Below are 16,432 nucleotides of genomic sequence, written 5' to 3'. Positions count from 1 at the left end.
GCCTCCGGTATCCGACCGGGGGCCGTTCTCTTTGCCCGCGCGCCGCTTCCCGGCGCGCCTGACCCTACGGTTTCCGAGATGCTGCCACGCTGGTTGTCCATGAGTGCCCCGAGAACTGCCCTGGCTCGCCTGAGCGACCCCGATCTGCGGGCGCCGCGGCGGCCGCCGGCGCAGCGGGGCGGGGGCGACGGCGGGGGATTCGGTTCGCTCACCCCGGAATTCGCGCGGGTCCTGATGCTGGTGGCGGCGCGGGCGTCGGCCATCACGCTGCTGATCATCTTCATCCTGGTGTACGCGGCGCTGTTCGCGGCGGGCGGCGGCATGGGCGGCTCGTCCGGGGCGATCGCCGCGAGCTGGCTTGCGGTGCATCAGGTTCCGCTGGTCATCGGCAAGACCGGGATCGGCCTGTGGCCGCTGCTGCCGACCCTCTTGATGCTGTGGCTGGTGGCCCGCGACAGCGCCCAGGCCGCCGACTCCGACTGTGAGATCCGTGATCTGGGCTGGGTGCTGGGCGCGGCCGTGGGCGGTCCGCTGCTGATCACCGCGGTCTGCCTGGCGGTGGCCGAGGACGCGGCGGCCCTGGTGCCGCTGCAGCCGCCGGACACCCTGGCCGCGTTCGCCTGGGTGGCCTGGCTGAACCTGCTGGCCGCCATGGCCGGTATCGGGTCGCGCCGCTGGCGCGAGTTCGCGGAGCTGCTGCCGATTCCGCTGCCGGACTGGGTGGTTCCCGGCGCCCGGGCGGGTGCGCTGGCCGCGGGCCGGCTGCTGGCCGCCGCAGCGGTACTGACCGTGGTGTCGTTCCTGGCGCACTGGTCCCGGATCGGCGACACCTATCACGCGGCCGCCGGAACCGTCTCCGGCGCAGTGGGTTTGACGCTGCTGTCGCTGGCCTACCTGCCGAATTTCGCGGTCGACGGGGTGAGCCTGTTGGTCGGCGGGCAGGTCCGGATCGGCCCGGGATCGTTGAGCCTGTTCGCGATCGACGGCGCGCCGGTGCCCGCGGTGCCGGTGGCGGCCGCGGTGCCGTCGGGTCCGGTGGCGCTGTGGTGGCTGGTGCTGTTGCTGGCGCCCGCGGCGATCGGCGTGCTGTCGGGGCTGGAATGCGGGCGCACCTCCCGGGATCGGGCGAGCGCGCCCTGGGCGACATTGACCGCCGCCGGGGTCGCGGCCGTGGCCATGGCGCTGCTGGGCGCGCTGGCCGGTGGCGAGCTCGGGACCTTCGGCCGGATCGGCCCGACCGCGCTGAGCGCGGTGCTGGTGTTCGTGTGGTTCGCGGTCGCGGGATACGTGGGCCTGCTCGGCGCGCGCTGGTTCGGCGGCCCGGCCGCGGCGCCCGCTGTCGCGAACGACGAGTACGCGGACGGCGAGTACGACGACTACGCGGACGACGGCTACGAGTACGCGGACGACGAGTACGAGGACGACTACGCCGAAGGCGAGTATGCCGACGACGACTACGACGACGACTACGACGACTACGACGACGAGCTCGGCGAGGACGCCCCCGCCGCCGCGTCCGCCGCCGGCCGCCACACCGAGAGCGGCTGGTACGACGACGAGGATCTCGACGGCGCCCTGGACGGCGAACTGGTCGACGACCAGGACGACGACGGGCCCGGCGGCGGTGTGAAATCCGCCGACAACCCCGACATCGTCGACGCGGAAGTGGTAGAGGGAGACCTGCCGGACAAGTAGCCCGTGCACGGTCGTTAGGCTGTTGGTCGGCGGATAGCTTCCCGCTGTCCCTTCCCCGCCCCGATCGACAGGGAGTAGTGCGCTGACGTCCACGCCCGCCCCGATGTTGCCGCCGACCGCACCCGCGTCCGTCGTGGTGCTCGCCTCCGGCACCGGATCCCTGCTGCGTTCCCTGCTGGAAGCGACCCGGCAGCCGGGCTACCCGGCGCAGGTGGTCGCCGTGGGCGTGGATCGCGACTGTGCCGCCCTGGAGCACGCCGAGGCGTTCGACGTCTCCTCGTTCAAGGTCGCGCTGGGCGAGTTCGCCGATCGCGCCGAATGGGACCGGGCGCTGACCGAGATCGTGGCGGCCTTCGCGCCCGATCTGGTGGTGTCGGCGGGCTTCATGAAGATCCTGGGCCCGGCTTTCATGGACCGTTTCGGCGGTCGCATCATCAATACCCATCCCGCGCTGCTGCCCGCGTTCCCGGGTGCGCACGGGGTGCGGGACGCGCTCGCCTACGGCGTGCGGGTGACCGGTTCGACCGTGCACCTGGTCGATTCGGGCATCGACACCGGGCCGATCCTGGCGCAGGAGGCGGTCACCGTGCTGCCCGATGACGACGAGGCGACCCTGCACGAGCGCATCAAGGTCGTGGAGCGCCGGCTGCTGGCGGAGACCGTCGCCGCCGTCGCTACCCGAGGCATTGTCTCCGATGGACGAAAGGCAGTTATCCCAGATGAGCGAGTTCTCCGGTGAGTGAACGCAAGCCGATCAAGCGGGCCCTCGTAAGCGTCTACGACAAGACTGGGCTGATCGAACTGGCCACGGGTCTTCACCAGGCGGGCGTGGAGCTGGTCTCCACCGGTTCGACCGCCGGCAAGATCGCCGACGCCGGCATTCCGGTCACCAAAGTCGAAGACCTGACCGGTTTCCCGGAGACCCTGGATGGCCGGGTCAAGACGCTGCACCCCCGCGTGCACGCCGGCATCCTGGCCGACACCCGCAAGGAAGAGCACGTCGACCAGCTGGTCGAGCTCGGTGTCGAGGCCTTCCAGCTCGTCGTGGTGAACCTGTACCCGTTCACCCAGACCGTGGCCTCGGGCGCGAGCGTCGACGAGTGCGTGGAGCAGATCGACATCGGCGGTCCGTCCATGGTGCGCGCCGCCGCGAAGAACCACCCGTCGGTCGCGGTGGTCGTCAACACCGGTGACTACGCCGAGGTGATCGCCGCCGTGGCGCAGGGTGGTTTCACCCTCGCCGAGCGGACCGCCCTGGCCGCCAAGGCTTTCCAGCACACCGCCACCTACGACGTGGCCGTCGCGAGCTGGATGACCGGTGTGGCGGTTCCGGCCGTAGCGCCGGAATCCGCTGCCGCGCAGCAGTTCCCGGAGTGGATCGGCGGCACCTGGCAGCGCGAGGACGTGCTGCGCTACGGCGAGAACCCGCATCAGGCGGCCGCGCTGTACACCAGCCAGGGCGGCCCGCGCGGGCTGGCGCAGGCGCGGCAGTTGCACGGCAAGGAGATGTCGTACAACAACTACACCGACGCGGACGCCGCCTGGCGCGCCGCCTACGACTTCGACGCCCCGGCCGTGGCGGTCATCAAGCACGCCAACCCGTGCGGCATCGCGGTCGGCGCGGATATCGCCGAGGCGCACCGCAAGGCGCACGCCACCGACCCGGTCTCCGCGTACGGCGGCGTGATCGCGGCCAACCGTGAGGTCTCGGTCGAGATGGCCGAGCAGGTCGCCGAGATCTTCACCGAGGTCGTGGTGGCCCCGTCCTACGCCGACGGCGCGGTAGAGGTGCTGGCGCGCAAGAAGAACGTGCGCGTGCTGGTGGCCGATCCGGCCCAGCGCAAGGGCGCGGAGCTGCGTCCGGTCAGCGGCGGTGCGCTGCTGCAGGACCGCGACATCCTCGACGCCGAGGGTGACAGCGCCGCCAACTGGACCCTCGCGGCGGGCGAGGCGGCCGACGAGGCCACCCTGCGTGACCTCGAATTCGCTTGGCGCGCTTGCCGTGCCGTGAAGTCCAACGCCATCCTGCTGGCCGATGACGGCGCGGCCGTGGGCGTCGGCATGGGTCAGGTCAACCGGGTCGACTCCTGCAAGCTGGCGGTGGAGCGGGCCGGCGAGCGGGCCAAGGGTTCGGTGGCCGCGTCCGACGCGTTCTTCCCGTTCTCGGACGGCCCGCAGATCCTGGTGGCGGCGGGCGTGCGCGCCATCGTGCACCCGGGCGGTTCCATCCGCGACAAGGACACCATCGACCTGTGCCGTGAGGCCGGAGTCACCTTGTACCTCACCGGATCTCGCCACTTCGCGCACTGAGCGCGAGTCGGCGGTGACGCGGTAGCGGTACCACGAGATCGGGACAGGGCCCGGATCGCATACGCGGTCCGGGCCCTGTCGCGTCCGCGGGATCTACGTGGCGCTCAATACTTTCCGGTCGCCGAGCGGCGATTTCAGCTGCACCTCGAGGGTGCCGAAGACCGCGATCATGGTGCACATCCGGCCGACGGCGTCGGCCCGGGTGCCCGAGCGCAGGTCCACGGTGACGGTGGACGAGGTCTCCTTCACGCTCGCGTCCACGCCGTAGCACTCGGGGGAGCCGGTCTGGAAGTTGACCGCGATCTTGTCGGGGGCGACGCGGGTCCAGCTGTCGAACGAAATGCCGTGCGGGCTCACGATGGTCGGGTCGGCGGTGAACTCGCGTCCGATTTGTCCGTTCGTGGCTTCGGTGGGCGTGGCGGCGGTGGTGGTCGCGCCGGTGCTGCTGGAGGAGGTGCCGCCGCTGTCGCCGGAGCTCCCGCAGGCGGTGAGGCCGATCCCGATGAGAGTGGCTGCGGCGGCAGCGATCAGGCGGCGTGCCCGTGTCCCGTACATGGCTGACACCCTAATGTCCCGCGACCGCACGACCGGTCCGGAGCGCCGTGTAAGCCCAGCCGGCGAATTTCTGGCGAAGACACGCCGAAATCTTCGCAGAACCGGCGCGTAACGATGCGGTGACGGGGGCGGAGTCGGTACTGTCGTCCCCAGATGTGCGAATGCAGTTCCGCGACATCGTCTTATCTCATGTTCCCCCCTCCCGAAAGGACGCACCGTGGGCGACTCGTTGAAGGTTGGCGAAGAACTCGGTCGTGGTCAGTCGCTGCAAGGCGGCGCGTACACCCTGACTCTGCAAGATGATGGCAACCTGGTGCTGTCCGACCCGAGCGGCAAGGTCGAATGGGCTTCCGGCACCAACGGTCAGGGCGTCGTGAAGGCGACCCTGCAGGATGACGGCAACTTCGTCCTCTACAAGGAGGACGGCGCCGCCTGGTCCACCGAGACCAATGGCAAGAGCGCGGACCGCCTGGTCGTGCAGGCCGACCGCAATGTCGTGCTGTACGGCTCCGACGGCGGCTCGCTGTGGTCGTCGGGCACCAACACCGACAACCCGCTCCCCGCTCCGGAGCCGGTCCAGACCCAGGCCGCCGCGGTCGAGGAAGTTCCCCCGCCGCCGCCCGCCGCCCAGACCTACACCGTCGAGCCGGGTGACACCCTGTGGGCCATCGCCGAGCGCTTCTACGGCGACGGCAACCGCTACCAGGAGATCGCCAACGCCTCCGGTGTCGACAACCCGGACCTGATTCAGCCCGGCCAGGTGCTGACCATCCCGTAATCGCGGCGCCGCCACGACATACGTGAAGAGGCCCCCGAGTGCGGATGCACTCGGGGGCCTTGTTCGCGCTGTTGGGGTTTCAGGGGCGAATGCCCCTGAGAGTTCCGAGAGTTGTTTCAACTCTTGGGCTTTCGCCCCGCGGAGGTCGCGCGCTACCGGCTCGTGAAAGGCAGCAAAGCCATTTCGCGCGCGTTCTTCACGGCCACCGCCACCTGGCGCTGCTGCTGCGGGGTCAGTCCCGTGACGCGGCGGCTGCGGATCTTGCCGCGGTCGGAGATGAACGTGCGGAGCAGATTCACGTCCTTGTAGTCGACGGTCTCGACGCCGGCCGCGATGAGGGGGTTCTTCTTCGGACGGCGGGCTTGCTCGGCCCGCATCTTCTTCGACGGTGCTCGCTTCACTGCCATGTCAGCGGTTCCTCACTCACGAATCGTGGATGCTTACCAGCTCGATTTGTGCACACCGGGCAGCTCTCCTCGATGGGCCATCGCGCGAACGCGCACACGCGAGAGACCGAACTTGCGGAGATGGCCACGCGGGCGTCCGTCCGCGGCGTCCCGATTGCGCAATCGTACCGGACTGGCATCGCGCGGCAGTTTCTGTAAGGCGGTCTGCGCGGCCACCCGTTCGGCGTGGTCGGTGGTCGGTTTGCGGATGATCTCCTTCAGTTCCGCGCGACGCTCGGCCCAGCGTTCCACGATCAGTTTGCGCTGCTCGTTCTTGGCGATCTTGGACTTCTTCGCCATGTCACCGGTCCTCGCGGAAGTCGACGTGCTTGCGGACGACCGGGTCGTACTTCTTCAGGACCATGCGGTCGGGGTCGTTGCGCCGGTTCTTGCGGGTGACGTAGGTGTAGCCGGTCCCGGCCGTGGACTTCAGTTTGATGACGGGCCGGATATCGGTCGACTTCGATGCCATCTTCTCCCTCTCAGATCTTCTGGCCGCTCGCGCGCAGCCGGGCGACGACCGCCTCGATGCCGTCGCGGTCGATGGTCTTGATGCCCTTGGCGGAGACGGTCAGCGTGATGCGCCGGTCCTCGCTGGGCAGGTAGTAGGTCTTGCGCTGGATATTGGGGTCCCAGCGCCGGTTCGTCCGCTTGTGCGAGTGCGATACGGACTTGCCGAAGCCCGGCTTGCGACCGGTGACCTGGCAGATGGCCGACATGAGCACTCCCTTCCGGAGTTCAATGGTTATGACAACCGTTTTCGACAAAGAACGTATTCCACGGTACCGTCACTCCTCGGTAATTGAAAATCATTGTCGAAAGGGGGACCGGTGGCGTCCCAACGCAAGCCTGTGCTCGTCCTCGCGGGACTCCCCGGACGCGCGGCCGACGGCGTCGAACGGGCGGCCCGCCTGCTGGGCGAGAAGCCGGGCACCGTCGTGGTGCGGCACGATCTGAGCGAGCTGCGCCAGGGTGTGGTGCGCCGGACCGTCCGGATCGACGGCCGCGAGACCGTCACTGTGCTGGAACTCGCGCACGGCTGCGTCTCCTGCACACTGCGCGCCGATCTGCTGCCCTACCTGTGCCTGCTGGCCGAACGGGATTCGGTGCGGCGCATCGTGCTCGCGCTGGACCCGGCCTTCGAGGCGGAAGCGGTGTGCCAGGCCATCGATGACGTGGTGGTCACCGGCGTGGTCGGTCGCGTCGACGGACCGGCCGGCGGCTCCGTGCGGATCGATTCCGTGCTGACCTGCATCGACGCGCGTGACTGGCTGGCCGACGCGACCGGCGACGAGACGCTGTACGAGCGCGGCCACGCCACCGTCGAGGACGAGCGCACTGTGGCCCAGCTGGCCGTCGGCCAGGCCGAATTCGCCGATGCCCTCCTGGTTTTCGATTCCGGAGCCGATCTCGTGGACCGCGAGCGCACGAGCGCGGTGCTGGCCAGGCTGGCCCCGCGCGCGCCGATCGGGTGGGTGGCCGAGCCCGCCGCGCTGGATGTCGACGATCTGAACTGGCTGCTGCGCCGGGTACCGGTCGACGCGCGCCGCGGCGCGCCCTTCGATCCGCACGCCTCGCTGCTCGCCGGTGCGCCTCCGCTGGAGCCGGATTGCGGTGTGGCACTGGTCGAATTCGCCACCGACCGACCCTTTCATCCCGATCGACTGCATACGGCCATCGACGTGCTACTGGACGGTGTGGTGAGCGCGCGCGGCCGGGCGTGGCTGGCGACGCAGCCCGACGAGGTGGTGTGGCTGGAATCGGCGGGCGGTGGGCTGCGAGTCGGCGGCGCGGGAAAGTGGCTGGCGGCCATGACGTCCCGCGAACTGGACGAGGTGGATCCGGAGCGCCGCGCGTTGGCGTCGCTGCGCTGGCACGAGCGCTTCGGCGACCGCCACACCTCCCTGGTGATCCTGGTCGCCGACGCCGATCCCGAGGAGATCCGGCACGCGCTGCACTGGGCGCTGGTGGACGAGGACGAACTGCGTCAGGTGCGATTCGCCCCGGAGCGGGTCGCGCTGTGGGCCGACCCGTTCGGCGACCAGCACGAGGAGCCGTGCGACACCCGGCCCGACGATGCGCGCGTGCGCAATCAGACTTCGACAACAGGTGAGGAGAACCGATAATGGCCGTTCCGAAGCGCAGGATGTCGCGCGCGAACACCCACAGCCGCCGCTCGCAATGGAAGGCGAGCCCGCCGGATCTGGTGCCGGTCACGGTAGGGGGAGTGGTGCGTATGGTGCCGCGGAGGCTGCTGCGAGCCGTCGAACGCGGACTGATCGATCCCGGGAAACTCTGACCATCGGTCCCGGGAAACGCTGAGTCTCAGGGAAACTGCGGGTCGTGGGGGTTCGGGGGCTTGGCCCCCCGAACCTCTCCACTGCTGCGGGTCCGGGTTTCCCCGGGGTCCGTCAGCCCTCCTTCGCGGCCAGGTCCACCAGGGTGGCGGCGAGACGGAAGTACTTGTTCTTGCCGAGTTCGGCGATGGTCTTCACACCGAGCGCCTCGAGCAGCTGGGCGTCGTGCTTCTCGGTGAGTCCGGCGAGTGCCGACGGCGGCGCGGCCAGGATGTCGTCGAGAGACTTGGATTCGTAGGCCTTGTCGAGAGCTTTGTCGAGTACCACGTTGACGGCCACGAGAGCCTCCTTCGTCTGGAACTGGAACAAGAGAACGGACGAGCCCGACAATAGCCTTGAAGTTGCTGTCCCACCAGTGATCTGCTCGGGTGTTGCGGAGGCCCCGGTCACGGGTGGACTTTTCGCGAGGGTGCGAAAAAGTCTTCCTAAAGTTGTGAAGTCGTGGCCTGGTGACGGTATTCTCGTGCCTTGAGGGCGGGTTCTTCTGATTACAGGAGAACCCGCTCATCGCCACTTCAGAGGCCGTTTCGGGTTCTTCCCCGACGGAGAGAATCCGACAATTCACCCAATCTAACTGTCGGATACGGCTTTCGGTGCCGGACTCGCCGAGGCTGGTCCATTCGCGGCCTTATCGCCGGAATGTCCGTTCGGTCCGGTTCCCCAGCCCGGCAACGGCACATCCGGCAGCAACTGCTCGAGCTTTGCCAGCTGATCGGCGAACGCGGTGGCGGGACCCTCGACGAGCGAGAACGGGAAGGGCCAGTGTCCCTTGCCCGCCACCCGCGCCAGTTCCTCCTTCAACTCGGCGGTGGTGGCTTCGAGTTCGCTGATCTCGGTGCGCAGTTCGTCGATCCGCGTGAGCGCGGCCGCCAGCCCGTCCACCACCGTCCGGTTGCGACCCTGGGCATCGGTGCCCAGCTGCGGCCAGCCGTTGAGGCCGGGTCCGCGCAGCTGGATCTGGATGTCGTGCAATGCCGCGTCCTGTTCGGGTGTCAAGTCGGGTTCCTCCGTTTCCACATCCCACTGGCCGAAATCGATTCGGTCGGTTTGGTTCACATCGCATTCCACGCCGTCGACGATCACCTGCTCGCCGTTCTGGTAGATCGCGATCCGCGGATCCACCCGCCCGCCCGACCAGGCCACCGTCTGCCACGCCCAGGTCGCCGTCCCGGCGTCCAGCGCTCGGCTCACCGGCCAATACCCGCCGTAGATACCGACATTCGAGCGTCCGAGGACACTCGCCGCGCCGTCCAGATAGGCGTCGATCGGCACCTGCTGCTGCGGGGTGGCGTCGAAATCCGCGGAGAAGTAGATCGGCCGATCCGCCCGCCCGCCGCAGCGCAGCATCTGCGCCAGCGCGGCGCGCGCGTCGGTGACGCCCGCGCCGTAGCCGTCCAGCATGCGGGCGGCGGTGGTCTCCCAGTTGGCGACGATGGAAATCCCGTGTGCGCGCAGGTCATCCGCTTCGGCGGGGGTGAGCAGCTTGCCCGGCAGCGAGGGGCCGCCCTCGGACAGGTAGCGAACCACGAAGTCGTAGCCGTTGGCCGTGATGGCACTCGGTGCGGGCCGACCTGCGGCGTAGTCCAGCCCGAAACGCATGACTCCCACTGTAATTCGACGGCGGCGCCGCCGGGAGCCGAATCCGAACCATCGCGGCGATCGATCGAGAGTGGTTGACTGGGGGCGCTTTGTGAGGTGCGTCACTGATGAGCGAGAACGGAGATTCGTAAATGCCTGTACGCGACGAGGCGTGGCCGCCCGGAACACCGTGTTGGGTCGACTGTCAGGTCGACGATCCGGAAAAGGCCGGCGAGTTCTACGCCGGACTGTTCGGCTGGGACATGCAAGGCGGCGGGGAGGAGTCGGGCGGCTACCTGATGGCGCTGCGGGACGGCCGCGCGGTGGCTGGCATCGGGCCCAAACCCGAGGCCGGGGTGCCCTCGGTGTGGACCACGTACTTCGCCGTGCCCGACGCCGACGCCTGCGCGCGGCAGGTGGCCGCGGCGGGCGGCCGCCTGCTGGTGCCCGCTTTCGACGTGATGGAGTTCGGCCGCATGTTCGTGGCCGCCGACGCCGCCGGCGCGCCTTTCGCGGTGTGGGAGGCCCGCGCCCACGACGGCGCGGCGGTGTACAACGAGCACGGCGCCTACGTCTGGAACGACTTGCACACCGGCGATTTCGAGGCCGCGAAGTCCTTCTACGCGGCGGTCTTCGGCTTCGCCTTCGCCGAATTCGACGACGAGACAACGCGATACGCCACCTTCACCCCGCCCGGCGGGACCGGCTCGGTCGGCGGCATCAACGACGACAGCGTGAACGGCGTCGCCCCCGCCCAGCCCTACTGGCTGACCTGGTTCCAGTCCGAGGACATCGATTCCGGCCTCACCCGCGCCGTGGAACTGGGCGCGACCGTCCTCATGTCCGCCACCGACGGACCATTCGGCCGGATGGCCATCATGGCCGCGCCCCAGGGCGAGCTGTTCGGTCTGCTGGATCCCCGGGACGTGCCGCGCTAGTGCGGGTCAGAGCGCCGATTCCGGCCGGCGCGCACCCTGCTGCTGCGACGCGGCGTGCTGCGAGGCCGCCTGCAGCGACGTGCTGTGCGCGACCGCCGGATCGGGGGTCGCCATGGGGGCGCGGGCTTCGCGCCGATCCGGGGCGACCAGGATGGCGGTGATCGGAATCGCCAGCGACAGCGTGCCGATGATGAAGAACGGCACGAAGAAGGTGAACAGCACGTTCCCCTGCGGCGCGGGCGCGTTCGGGTCCACGTGCACCTGCAGGCCGGTCAGTCCGGCGTAATGCATGCTGGTCACCAGGACCGCGTACACCACCGCGCCGGCCAGCACCATCGGCACCGAACCGACCCACAGGCTGAACCATAGGGTCAGCGCGGAGAGCACGAACGCGATCGCGTACACCGCGACGGTGGACACCAGGCCGCGGTCCGCGGTGCCCTGGATCCGGATGGCGCCCAGCAGCAGCTGGTGCACGTCGCCGATCCCGAAGGCCATCACGGCCGCCGCGACCAGCAGCCGCCACCACACCAGCGTCTTGCCGGTGATCAGCAGCGCCAGGAACACGGTGATCGCCGACAGCACCGAGAACAGCGTGATCGACAGGTTGTCGTAGCGCAGCTGGGTGCCGCGCACGTCGAAACCGAGCATGGAGACGAACACCGGCATCGCGACCCCGACGCCGCCGATCGACACCGCCGCCACGAAAAGCCATACGATCCGGAACTTCTGGGTCACCGACTTGGTGGACTGCCGAATGCACGCCAGCCCGCAGGCCGCACCCGCGAACGACACGATCACCGCCAGCGCGAGCACCCAGTAGCCCATCGAGAAGTAGATCATCCAGACACCTCTGTCCTTCGTAAGCCCGAACCCGGATGGGCGAACGTCAGCCGCGCTGCGCGGTTTCGCGCTGCGCCACCGTCAGCCGTTCGATCGCGTATTCGGTGACCGCGGCCAGCGACCGCCGCACCTCGACCGGGTCACGCGCGTCGATGTCCACGATCGGCACGCCCTCGCGGACGCTGAGCGCCTCGCGCAGTTCGGCGACCGGGAAGCGTGGCGCGTCCGGGAAGCGGTTGACCGCGATCAGGAACGGCAGCGACTTGGCCTCGAAGAAGTCCACGGCCGCGAAGCTGTCCTCGATGCGGCGGGTGTCGACCAGCACGACCGCGCCGATGGCGCCCTTGATCAGGTCGTCCCACATGAACCAGAACCGCCGCTGCCCGGGCGTGCCGAACAGGTACAGCACCAGGTTGCCGGGCAGGATGATGCGCCCGAAATCCATGGCCACGGTGGTGGTTTCCTTGCCGGGCGTGGCGGCGAGGTCGTCGACCCCGTCCGAGTAGCCGGTCACCATGGCCTCGGTGCGCAGCGGCACGATCTCGGAGACCGCGCCGACGAAGGTGGTCTTGCCCGCGCCGAATCCGCCCGCCACGACGATCTTGGTCGACGCGGTGCGCGACTCCTCGCCCGGCCGCGGCGGGTACTGCAGCCCCGGGTTCGGGAACTGCCCGGTCGTGTACGCCGGCCCCCCGTGCGGGCCGGCGGGGTAGCCTCCGCCGTTATAGGGCGCGGAGTCCATGCAGGGTCCTCTCCATCAGGGAGCGGCGCTCGTCGAAGGTCGCCTGATCGCTCAAAGTCGAATGCACACGCAGGGTTCCGGCGACCACCAGATCGCCGATGACGACCCGGACCATGCCCAGCGGACGGCCCAGGTGCGCCGCGATCTCGGCGACCGAGAGCCGGGCCGTGCCCAGCCGCAGGATCTCGGTGCGCACGTCGCCGGCGGGCCAGTCGAAGTGGGCGGTGTAGGACAGGGTTTCGACGACCGCTTCCAGCGGTAGCTCGACCGCCGGCTCGGTACGGCCGGAGGTCAAGGCGTAGGGGCGAACTCGGGTGGTCGGTGGCCGGTTACCGCCACCGCCATGAGGATTGGTCATTTGCGGCTCATCTAGGCAGTGTTCGACTCATCTAGGCAGTGCGGGCGGTGGCCGAGACGACGGAGCCGACCCGGTCGACCAGGAGGGCCATCTCGTAGCCGATGCGGCCGATGTCGTGCTGCTTGTTGGCCAGCACCGCCAGGTGCGAGCCATTGCCGACACTCATGACCAGCAGGTAGCCGCGCTGCATCTCCACGATGGACTGCATCACCTTGCCGCCCTCGAAAAGCTGTGCGGCGCCGGCGGACAGGCTGGCCAGACCGGCCGTCACCGCGGCCAGCTGCTCACCGCGGTCGGACGGCAGGTGCGGGCTGGTGGCCTGCAGCAGACCGTCCGCGGAGACCAGCACGGCGTGCGAGACCCCGGGCACCTCCTTGGTGAAGCGGGTGACCAGCCAGTTCAGATTCTCATCCGTTGTGGTGCTCTGGGTGTCGGTCATGCATGCCCTCCGTCGTTGTACTGGGAGTCGACCCGCCCGGAGTGGACGCCGCTGAGATGCCTGCTGAGGCTGTTGCGGATCTCTTCCGGGTCACGGCCGGTACCGTCGTCCTCCTGGGCCACCGCGCCCGGCACCAGCTGGGCGCCGGGCCGCCGAATCGGCAGGCCGCCTTCGGTACGACTGTTTGTGGTCGGGTTGGCCGCGTCCTCGGCCGCGGCCCAGCCGACGTCCGAAGTCGACGACCAGGCGGCGCCGGTCTGCTGCCCGTCGGCCGGTTCCACCAGCCACTCGGAGACCATGCGCTGGTAGATCGGGGTCGGAGCACCCTCGACCGGACGCAGGCCGGTCTGCGGCGCGGCCGGACGCGATCCGGCGGGTGCGGCCTCGTTGCCGCGCGCGGCGTCATTGCCGCGAATAGCGTTGTCGCCGCCTCGAACAGCGGCTTCGCCGATGTCGCCGACGCTCACGCTGCCGGGGCCGGCGGTGGGCGGGAGCGTGGGGCGGTCGTTGTCGCCGAAGGCGCTGAAACCGTTGCCGAAGTAGCTGCCGGTGTCCGGGCCGTTGGGGTTCTCGACGTAGCCGCCGTTGCGGGTGTTGGTGATCGGCGCGGTCGGAGTGAAGGTCTCCCGTGCCGGCGGCGTGAAGGGCTCGGGCGCCGGGGTGAAGGGCTCGGGCGCCTGCGCGACGGGCTCGGGCGCCGGATCGAGGCGCTCGGGCACCTGGGCGACCCGCTGCGGCATCGGCGTGACCTGCTGGGGCGCGACCCGCTGGGGGAGCGGGGCGACCGTTTCCGCGGCCGGGGCGATCGGCTCCGGCGCGTAACCGGCCGATTCGTCGGTGTCCGGCTCGGACCCGGTGGCCTGCTCGGAAACCGTGCTGTGCTCGGCCGATTCCGTGGACTCGGCGGCCTCGCCCCAGAAGCTCATGGGGGCGGGCCCCTGCGACGCCGCGGGTTCGGGCCGGACGGCGCTCGCGCCGTAGGCCCGGGCGTCGTCGGGGGAGAAGGCGTCGGTGAATCCGTCGGAGAAGCGATCGGCCTGCGGCTGCGGCGGTTCCGGGAACGCGGGGACGATCGGGTGCTCACCGGTATCGGTGCCGGGCTTGCGCTGCGGCAGGCCGGAACTGGTGGTCGGGAAGCGGCCGGTCGGGGGTTCGGGCAGGTTCGGGACCGGCGTCAGCCGCGGCGGGTTGACCACCGGGTTCGGTCCGGTGATCGGTCCGACGGGCGGCGGAATCTGTCCCGGCGCCGGCGGAATCGGCCCCGAGGCGGCTGGAATCGGGCCCGAGGCGAGGGCCGCGGCCGGGATCGGCCCGGAGGCCAGGGCCGACGGCGGCATGGGCAGGGCCGTGGCCACCGGGTACTGACCGGTCGGGTCGCCGAGGCGTTCCGGCGCGGGCGAGACCAGGCTGCCCGGCAGGTGCACGCTGGCGGTGATGCCCGGCTGCTGCACCATGGCGGAGGTGCGGCGCAGGCTGACCGTGATGTGGTGCCGCTTGGCCAGGCGGCCGACGACGAAAAGACCCATCCGGCGCGCGGTCTCGACATTGACCTCGCCACCGGAGGCCAGACGGTCGTTGATGCCCTGCAGGTCGTCGGCGTTCATGCCGAGGCCGCGGTCGGTGATCTCGATCAGGTAGCCGCCGTCCACCGCGCGCGCCACCGACACCGCGACCGGCGTGGTGGGCGGGGAGTAGCGCAGCGCGTTGTCGATCAGCTCGGCCAGCAGGTGCTCGATGTCGACGGCGGGCTCACCGGCCACGATGCCGTCGGGCACGGTGCCGATCTCGACGCGCTGGTAGTCCTCCACCTGGGAGACCGAGGACCACAGCATGTCCGACAGCGGCACCGGCGCGAGATGGCCACGGCGCAGCGCGGTTCCGGCCAGCACCAGCAGGTTGTCGCCGTTGCGGCGCATGCGGGTGGCGAGGTGGTCGAGGCGGAACAGCGACTGCAGGCGCTCGGAGTCGTCCTCGTCGCGCTCGAGTTCCTCGATCAGCGACAGCTGCTGCTCCACGAGGGATTGGCTGCGGCGCGAGAGGGTTTCGAACATGTTGCCGATCTGCAGGCGCAGTCGCGCCTGTTCGGCGGCCAGGTGGAGGGCCTGGGAGTGGATGTCGTCGACGGCTCGGGCCAGCTGCCCGATCTCCTCGGTGGTGTGCACGTCGACCGGCGAGATCTCCGGGGTCGCGCCGCCGGCGCGCACCACCTCGAGTTCCTGCGGCAGGTCGATGTGGGCCACCTGCAAGGCGTCTCGCCGCAGGCGGCGGACCGGCACGACCAGCGAGCGGGCCACCACCAGCGCCAGCGCGAGACCGGCCAGCAGCATGCCGATCACGATGGAGGTGTCACGCAGCACGTTGTTGCGCGCCTCGGTGGTGAGCTCGGACAGCTTGGCGCCCATGGTGCCCGCGACGGTCGCGACCTCGGAGGCGTAGGCGTCCGCGCTGCCGCGCAGCGAGTCCTGCATGGCGGGCAGGGTGCCCGGATCGGGCACGTTCTGCATCAGGATGCCGACGCGGGCGCCGGCATTGTCCTTCAGCGTGTTCGCGTTCTGCGCCGATTCCGGCGCCATGCCGCGGTACACCTCGATCATGGTGATCTCGGCGCCGATGGCGGTGAGCAGCTTGGTCCGCAGCGCGGGGTTGGCGCCGGCGCCCGGCACCGCGAGCATGACGCGCTCCTGGGTGAGCAGGCGCGAGGCGGTCAGGGCGGCGCCGAACTGCAGGAAGGACTGCTGCACCCGGAGGTCGCCGACGGTGGGCGCGCCCGCGAGCGAGTTCTGCGCCCGGGTCTGCACCTCGTCGGCCTGATCGCCGATGGTCTGGGGGGAGCTGGTGCGCAGGCTGTTGCGCATGGTCTTCGCGACCGCCATGGCGGTGCTCAGTTCCTTCACGACGCCGGGGTCGGCGTTGGAGGACTTGAGCGCGGTCTCCAGTTCGGCCTGGGCCTGGTCGAACTTGGCGGTGGCGGCGTCGAGGTCGGCGTCCACGTCCTGGTTGCCGCCGACGATGGCGGCGACCGCGAGTTCATTGGTGCTGGTGAGGAATTTGACCGTGGGGCGGAGCACGTCCATCTGCTCCGAGGCCGCGCTCAGTTTGGAGATGGTCTGCAATTCGCTGTTGATGCGCAGTACCGCGAAGGTCGCGGCGAGAAGCACCGGGAGCACCAGCACGATGCCGACCTTGCGGGTAACGGGCCAGTTGGACAGGCTGAATTGCCACGACCGGGGTGCTGCTTCCATCCCGCTTCCGTCGCCTCCGCTTTCACGATTGACCCCCGGGTACGTATGCGGTTGTACGGCTTTGGGGTCGAGCCCGCGCAGAACCAACTAAGGGTCTTCTTTTCCGGCCTGCAACATACCGCGTGAGCTGAGTAACGGCAATTCGGAGGAC

19 protein-coding genes are annotated in these 16,432 nt (G+C 69.6%); 7 read left to right on the top strand and 12 right to left on the bottom strand.

What is annotated here, in order from left to right; genetic code table 11:
• Positions 1 to 99: 99 nt before the first annotated feature.
• From ACWEOI_RS10300 to purH, 3 genes are all read left to right on the top strand, one after another.
• On the top strand, positions 100 to 1,695 hold the full coding sequence (locus tag ACWEOI_RS10300) for a cell division protein PerM (protein WP_452359441.1): 1,596 nt from the start codon (positions 100 to 102) through the stop codon (positions 1,693 to 1,695).
• A gap of 103 nt (positions 1,696 to 1,798) precedes the next feature.
• Positions 1,799 to 2,434, top strand: a complete 636-nt coding sequence (gene purN / locus ACWEOI_RS10295; protein ID WP_433668517.1) for a phosphoribosylglycinamide formyltransferase — start codon at positions 1,799 to 1,801, stop codon at positions 2,432 to 2,434.
• A complete protein-coding gene (gene purH, locus ACWEOI_RS10290; RefSeq protein WP_433668515.1) occupies positions 2,431 to 4,005 on the top strand; it encodes a bifunctional phosphoribosylaminoimidazolecarboxamide formyltransferase/IMP cyclohydrolase in 1,575 nt (524 codons plus the stop codon). The genes purN and purH overlap by 4 nt, the downstream gene beginning before the upstream one ends.
• 93 nt (positions 4,006 to 4,098) lie before the next feature.
• On the opposite strand, the gene ACWEOI_RS10285 is transcribed toward purH, so the two are convergent.
• On the bottom strand, positions 4,099 to 4,560 hold the full coding sequence (locus ACWEOI_RS10285) for a hypothetical protein (protein WP_433668513.1): 462 nt from the start codon (positions 4,558 to 4,560) through the stop codon (positions 4,099 to 4,101).
• Between the two features lie 217 nt (positions 4,561 to 4,777).
• Here ACWEOI_RS10285 and ACWEOI_RS10280 point away from each other — a divergent pair, with 217 nt between their 5' ends.
• Entirely contained in the window at positions 4,778 to 5,338 is a 561-nt protein-coding gene (locus ACWEOI_RS10280; protein ID WP_357092318.1) for a LysM peptidoglycan-binding domain-containing protein, read from the top strand.
• A gap of 152 nt (positions 5,339 to 5,490) precedes the next feature.
• Here ACWEOI_RS10280 and rpsR read toward each other — a convergent pair whose 3' ends face one another.
• Genes rpsR through rpmB form a run of 4 tightly spaced genes read right to left on the bottom strand, consistent with a single transcriptional unit; the run spans position 5,491 to position 6,503 of the window.
• Positions 5,491 to 5,745, bottom strand: a complete 255-nt coding sequence (gene rpsR / locus ACWEOI_RS10275; RefSeq protein WP_357092315.1) for a 30S ribosomal protein S18 — start codon at positions 5,743 to 5,745, stop codon at positions 5,491 to 5,493.
• Between the two features lie 33 nt (positions 5,746 to 5,778).
• Positions 5,779 to 6,084, bottom strand: a complete 306-nt coding sequence (rpsN, locus tag ACWEOI_RS10270) for a 30S ribosomal protein S14 (RefSeq protein ID WP_433668510.1) — start codon at positions 6,082 to 6,084, stop codon at positions 5,779 to 5,781.
• Between the two features lies 1 nt (position 6,085).
• Positions 6,086 to 6,256 carry a 50S ribosomal protein L33 gene (rpmG, locus tag ACWEOI_RS10265; RefSeq protein ID WP_067710392.1) on the bottom strand — a complete coding sequence of 57 codons (171 nt, stop codon included), beginning with the start codon at positions 6,254 to 6,256 and terminating at the stop codon, positions 6,086 to 6,088.
• Between the two features lie 10 nt (positions 6,257 to 6,266).
• The gene (gene rpmB / locus ACWEOI_RS10260; RefSeq protein ID WP_357092309.1) at positions 6,267 to 6,503 is read right to left on the bottom strand and encodes a 50S ribosomal protein L28; all 237 of its coding nucleotides are present in this window, start codon (positions 6,501 to 6,503) and stop codon (positions 6,267 to 6,269) included.
• Positions 6,504 to 6,614: 111 nt separating this feature from the next.
• Between rpmB and mrf the strand changes: the two genes are divergently transcribed.
• Complete coding sequence (gene mrf, locus ACWEOI_RS10255) at positions 6,615 to 7,910, top strand: ribosome hibernation factor-recruiting GTPase MRF (protein ID WP_452359440.1); 1,296 nt, start codon at positions 6,615 to 6,617, stop codon at positions 7,908 to 7,910.
• A complete protein-coding gene (gene rpmF / locus ACWEOI_RS10250; protein ID WP_357092303.1) occupies positions 7,910 to 8,083 on the top strand; it encodes a 50S ribosomal protein L32 in 174 nt (57 codons plus the stop codon). Before mrf ends, rpmF begins: the two co-directional genes overlap by 1 nt.
• A gap of 112 nt (positions 8,084 to 8,195) precedes the next feature.
• On the opposite strand, the gene ACWEOI_RS10245 is transcribed toward rpmF, so the two are convergent.
• Entirely contained in the window at positions 8,196 to 8,420 is a 225-nt protein-coding gene (locus ACWEOI_RS10245) for a hypothetical protein (protein WP_357092301.1), read from the bottom strand.
• 291 nt (positions 8,421 to 8,711) lie between these two features.
• A complete protein-coding gene (locus ACWEOI_RS10240) occupies positions 8,712 to 9,740 on the bottom strand; it encodes a glycoside hydrolase domain-containing protein (RefSeq protein ID WP_433668506.1) in 1,029 nt (342 codons plus the stop codon).
• A gap of 131 nt (positions 9,741 to 9,871) precedes the next feature.
• Between ACWEOI_RS10240 and ACWEOI_RS10235 the strand changes: the two genes are divergently transcribed.
• Positions 9,872 to 10,657 carry a VOC family protein gene (locus ACWEOI_RS10235; protein ID WP_452359439.1) on the top strand — a complete coding sequence of 262 codons (786 nt, stop codon included), beginning with the start codon at positions 9,872 to 9,874 and terminating at the stop codon, positions 10,655 to 10,657.
• A gap of 6 nt (positions 10,658 to 10,663) precedes the next feature.
• Here the strand turns inward: ACWEOI_RS10235 and ACWEOI_RS10230 are convergent, their stop codons facing one another.
• Genes ACWEOI_RS10230 through ACWEOI_RS10210 form a run of 5 tightly spaced genes read right to left on the bottom strand, consistent with a single transcriptional unit; the run spans position 10,664 to position 16,281 of the window.
• The gene (locus ACWEOI_RS10230; RefSeq protein ID WP_433668502.1) at positions 10,664 to 11,500 is read right to left on the bottom strand and encodes an MHYT domain-containing protein; all 837 of its coding nucleotides are present in this window, start codon (positions 11,498 to 11,500) and stop codon (positions 10,664 to 10,666) included.
• 46 nt (positions 11,501 to 11,546) lie between these two features.
• Positions 11,547 to 12,242 carry an ATP/GTP-binding protein gene (locus ACWEOI_RS10225; protein WP_433668500.1) on the bottom strand — a complete coding sequence of 232 codons (696 nt, stop codon included), beginning with the start codon at positions 12,240 to 12,242 and terminating at the stop codon, positions 11,547 to 11,549.
• Positions 12,223 to 12,600 carry a DUF742 domain-containing protein gene (locus tag ACWEOI_RS10220; protein ID WP_357092287.1) on the bottom strand — a complete coding sequence of 126 codons (378 nt, stop codon included), beginning with the start codon at positions 12,598 to 12,600 and terminating at the stop codon, positions 12,223 to 12,225. The genes ACWEOI_RS10225 and ACWEOI_RS10220 overlap by 20 nt, the downstream gene beginning before the upstream one ends.
• Before the next feature lie 31 nt (positions 12,601 to 12,631).
• Positions 12,632 to 13,039, bottom strand: a complete 408-nt coding sequence (locus ACWEOI_RS10215; RefSeq protein ID WP_213559341.1) for a roadblock/LC7 domain-containing protein — start codon at positions 13,037 to 13,039, stop codon at positions 12,632 to 12,634.
• Positions 13,036 to 16,281: an ATP-binding protein gene (locus ACWEOI_RS10210; protein WP_452359438.1), complete on the bottom strand. Its 3,246-nt coding sequence runs from the start codon at positions 16,279 to 16,281 to the stop codon at positions 13,036 to 13,038. Before ACWEOI_RS10210 ends, ACWEOI_RS10215 begins: the two co-directional genes overlap by 4 nt.
• Between the last annotated feature and the right edge of the window lie 151 nt (positions 16,282 to 16,432).

It is taken from the genome of Nocardia sp. NPDC004340, assembly GCF_053602575.1.
Note: the sequence above shows the minus strand (reverse complement) of the source record. Positions and strands in the feature narration are given on the sequence as shown.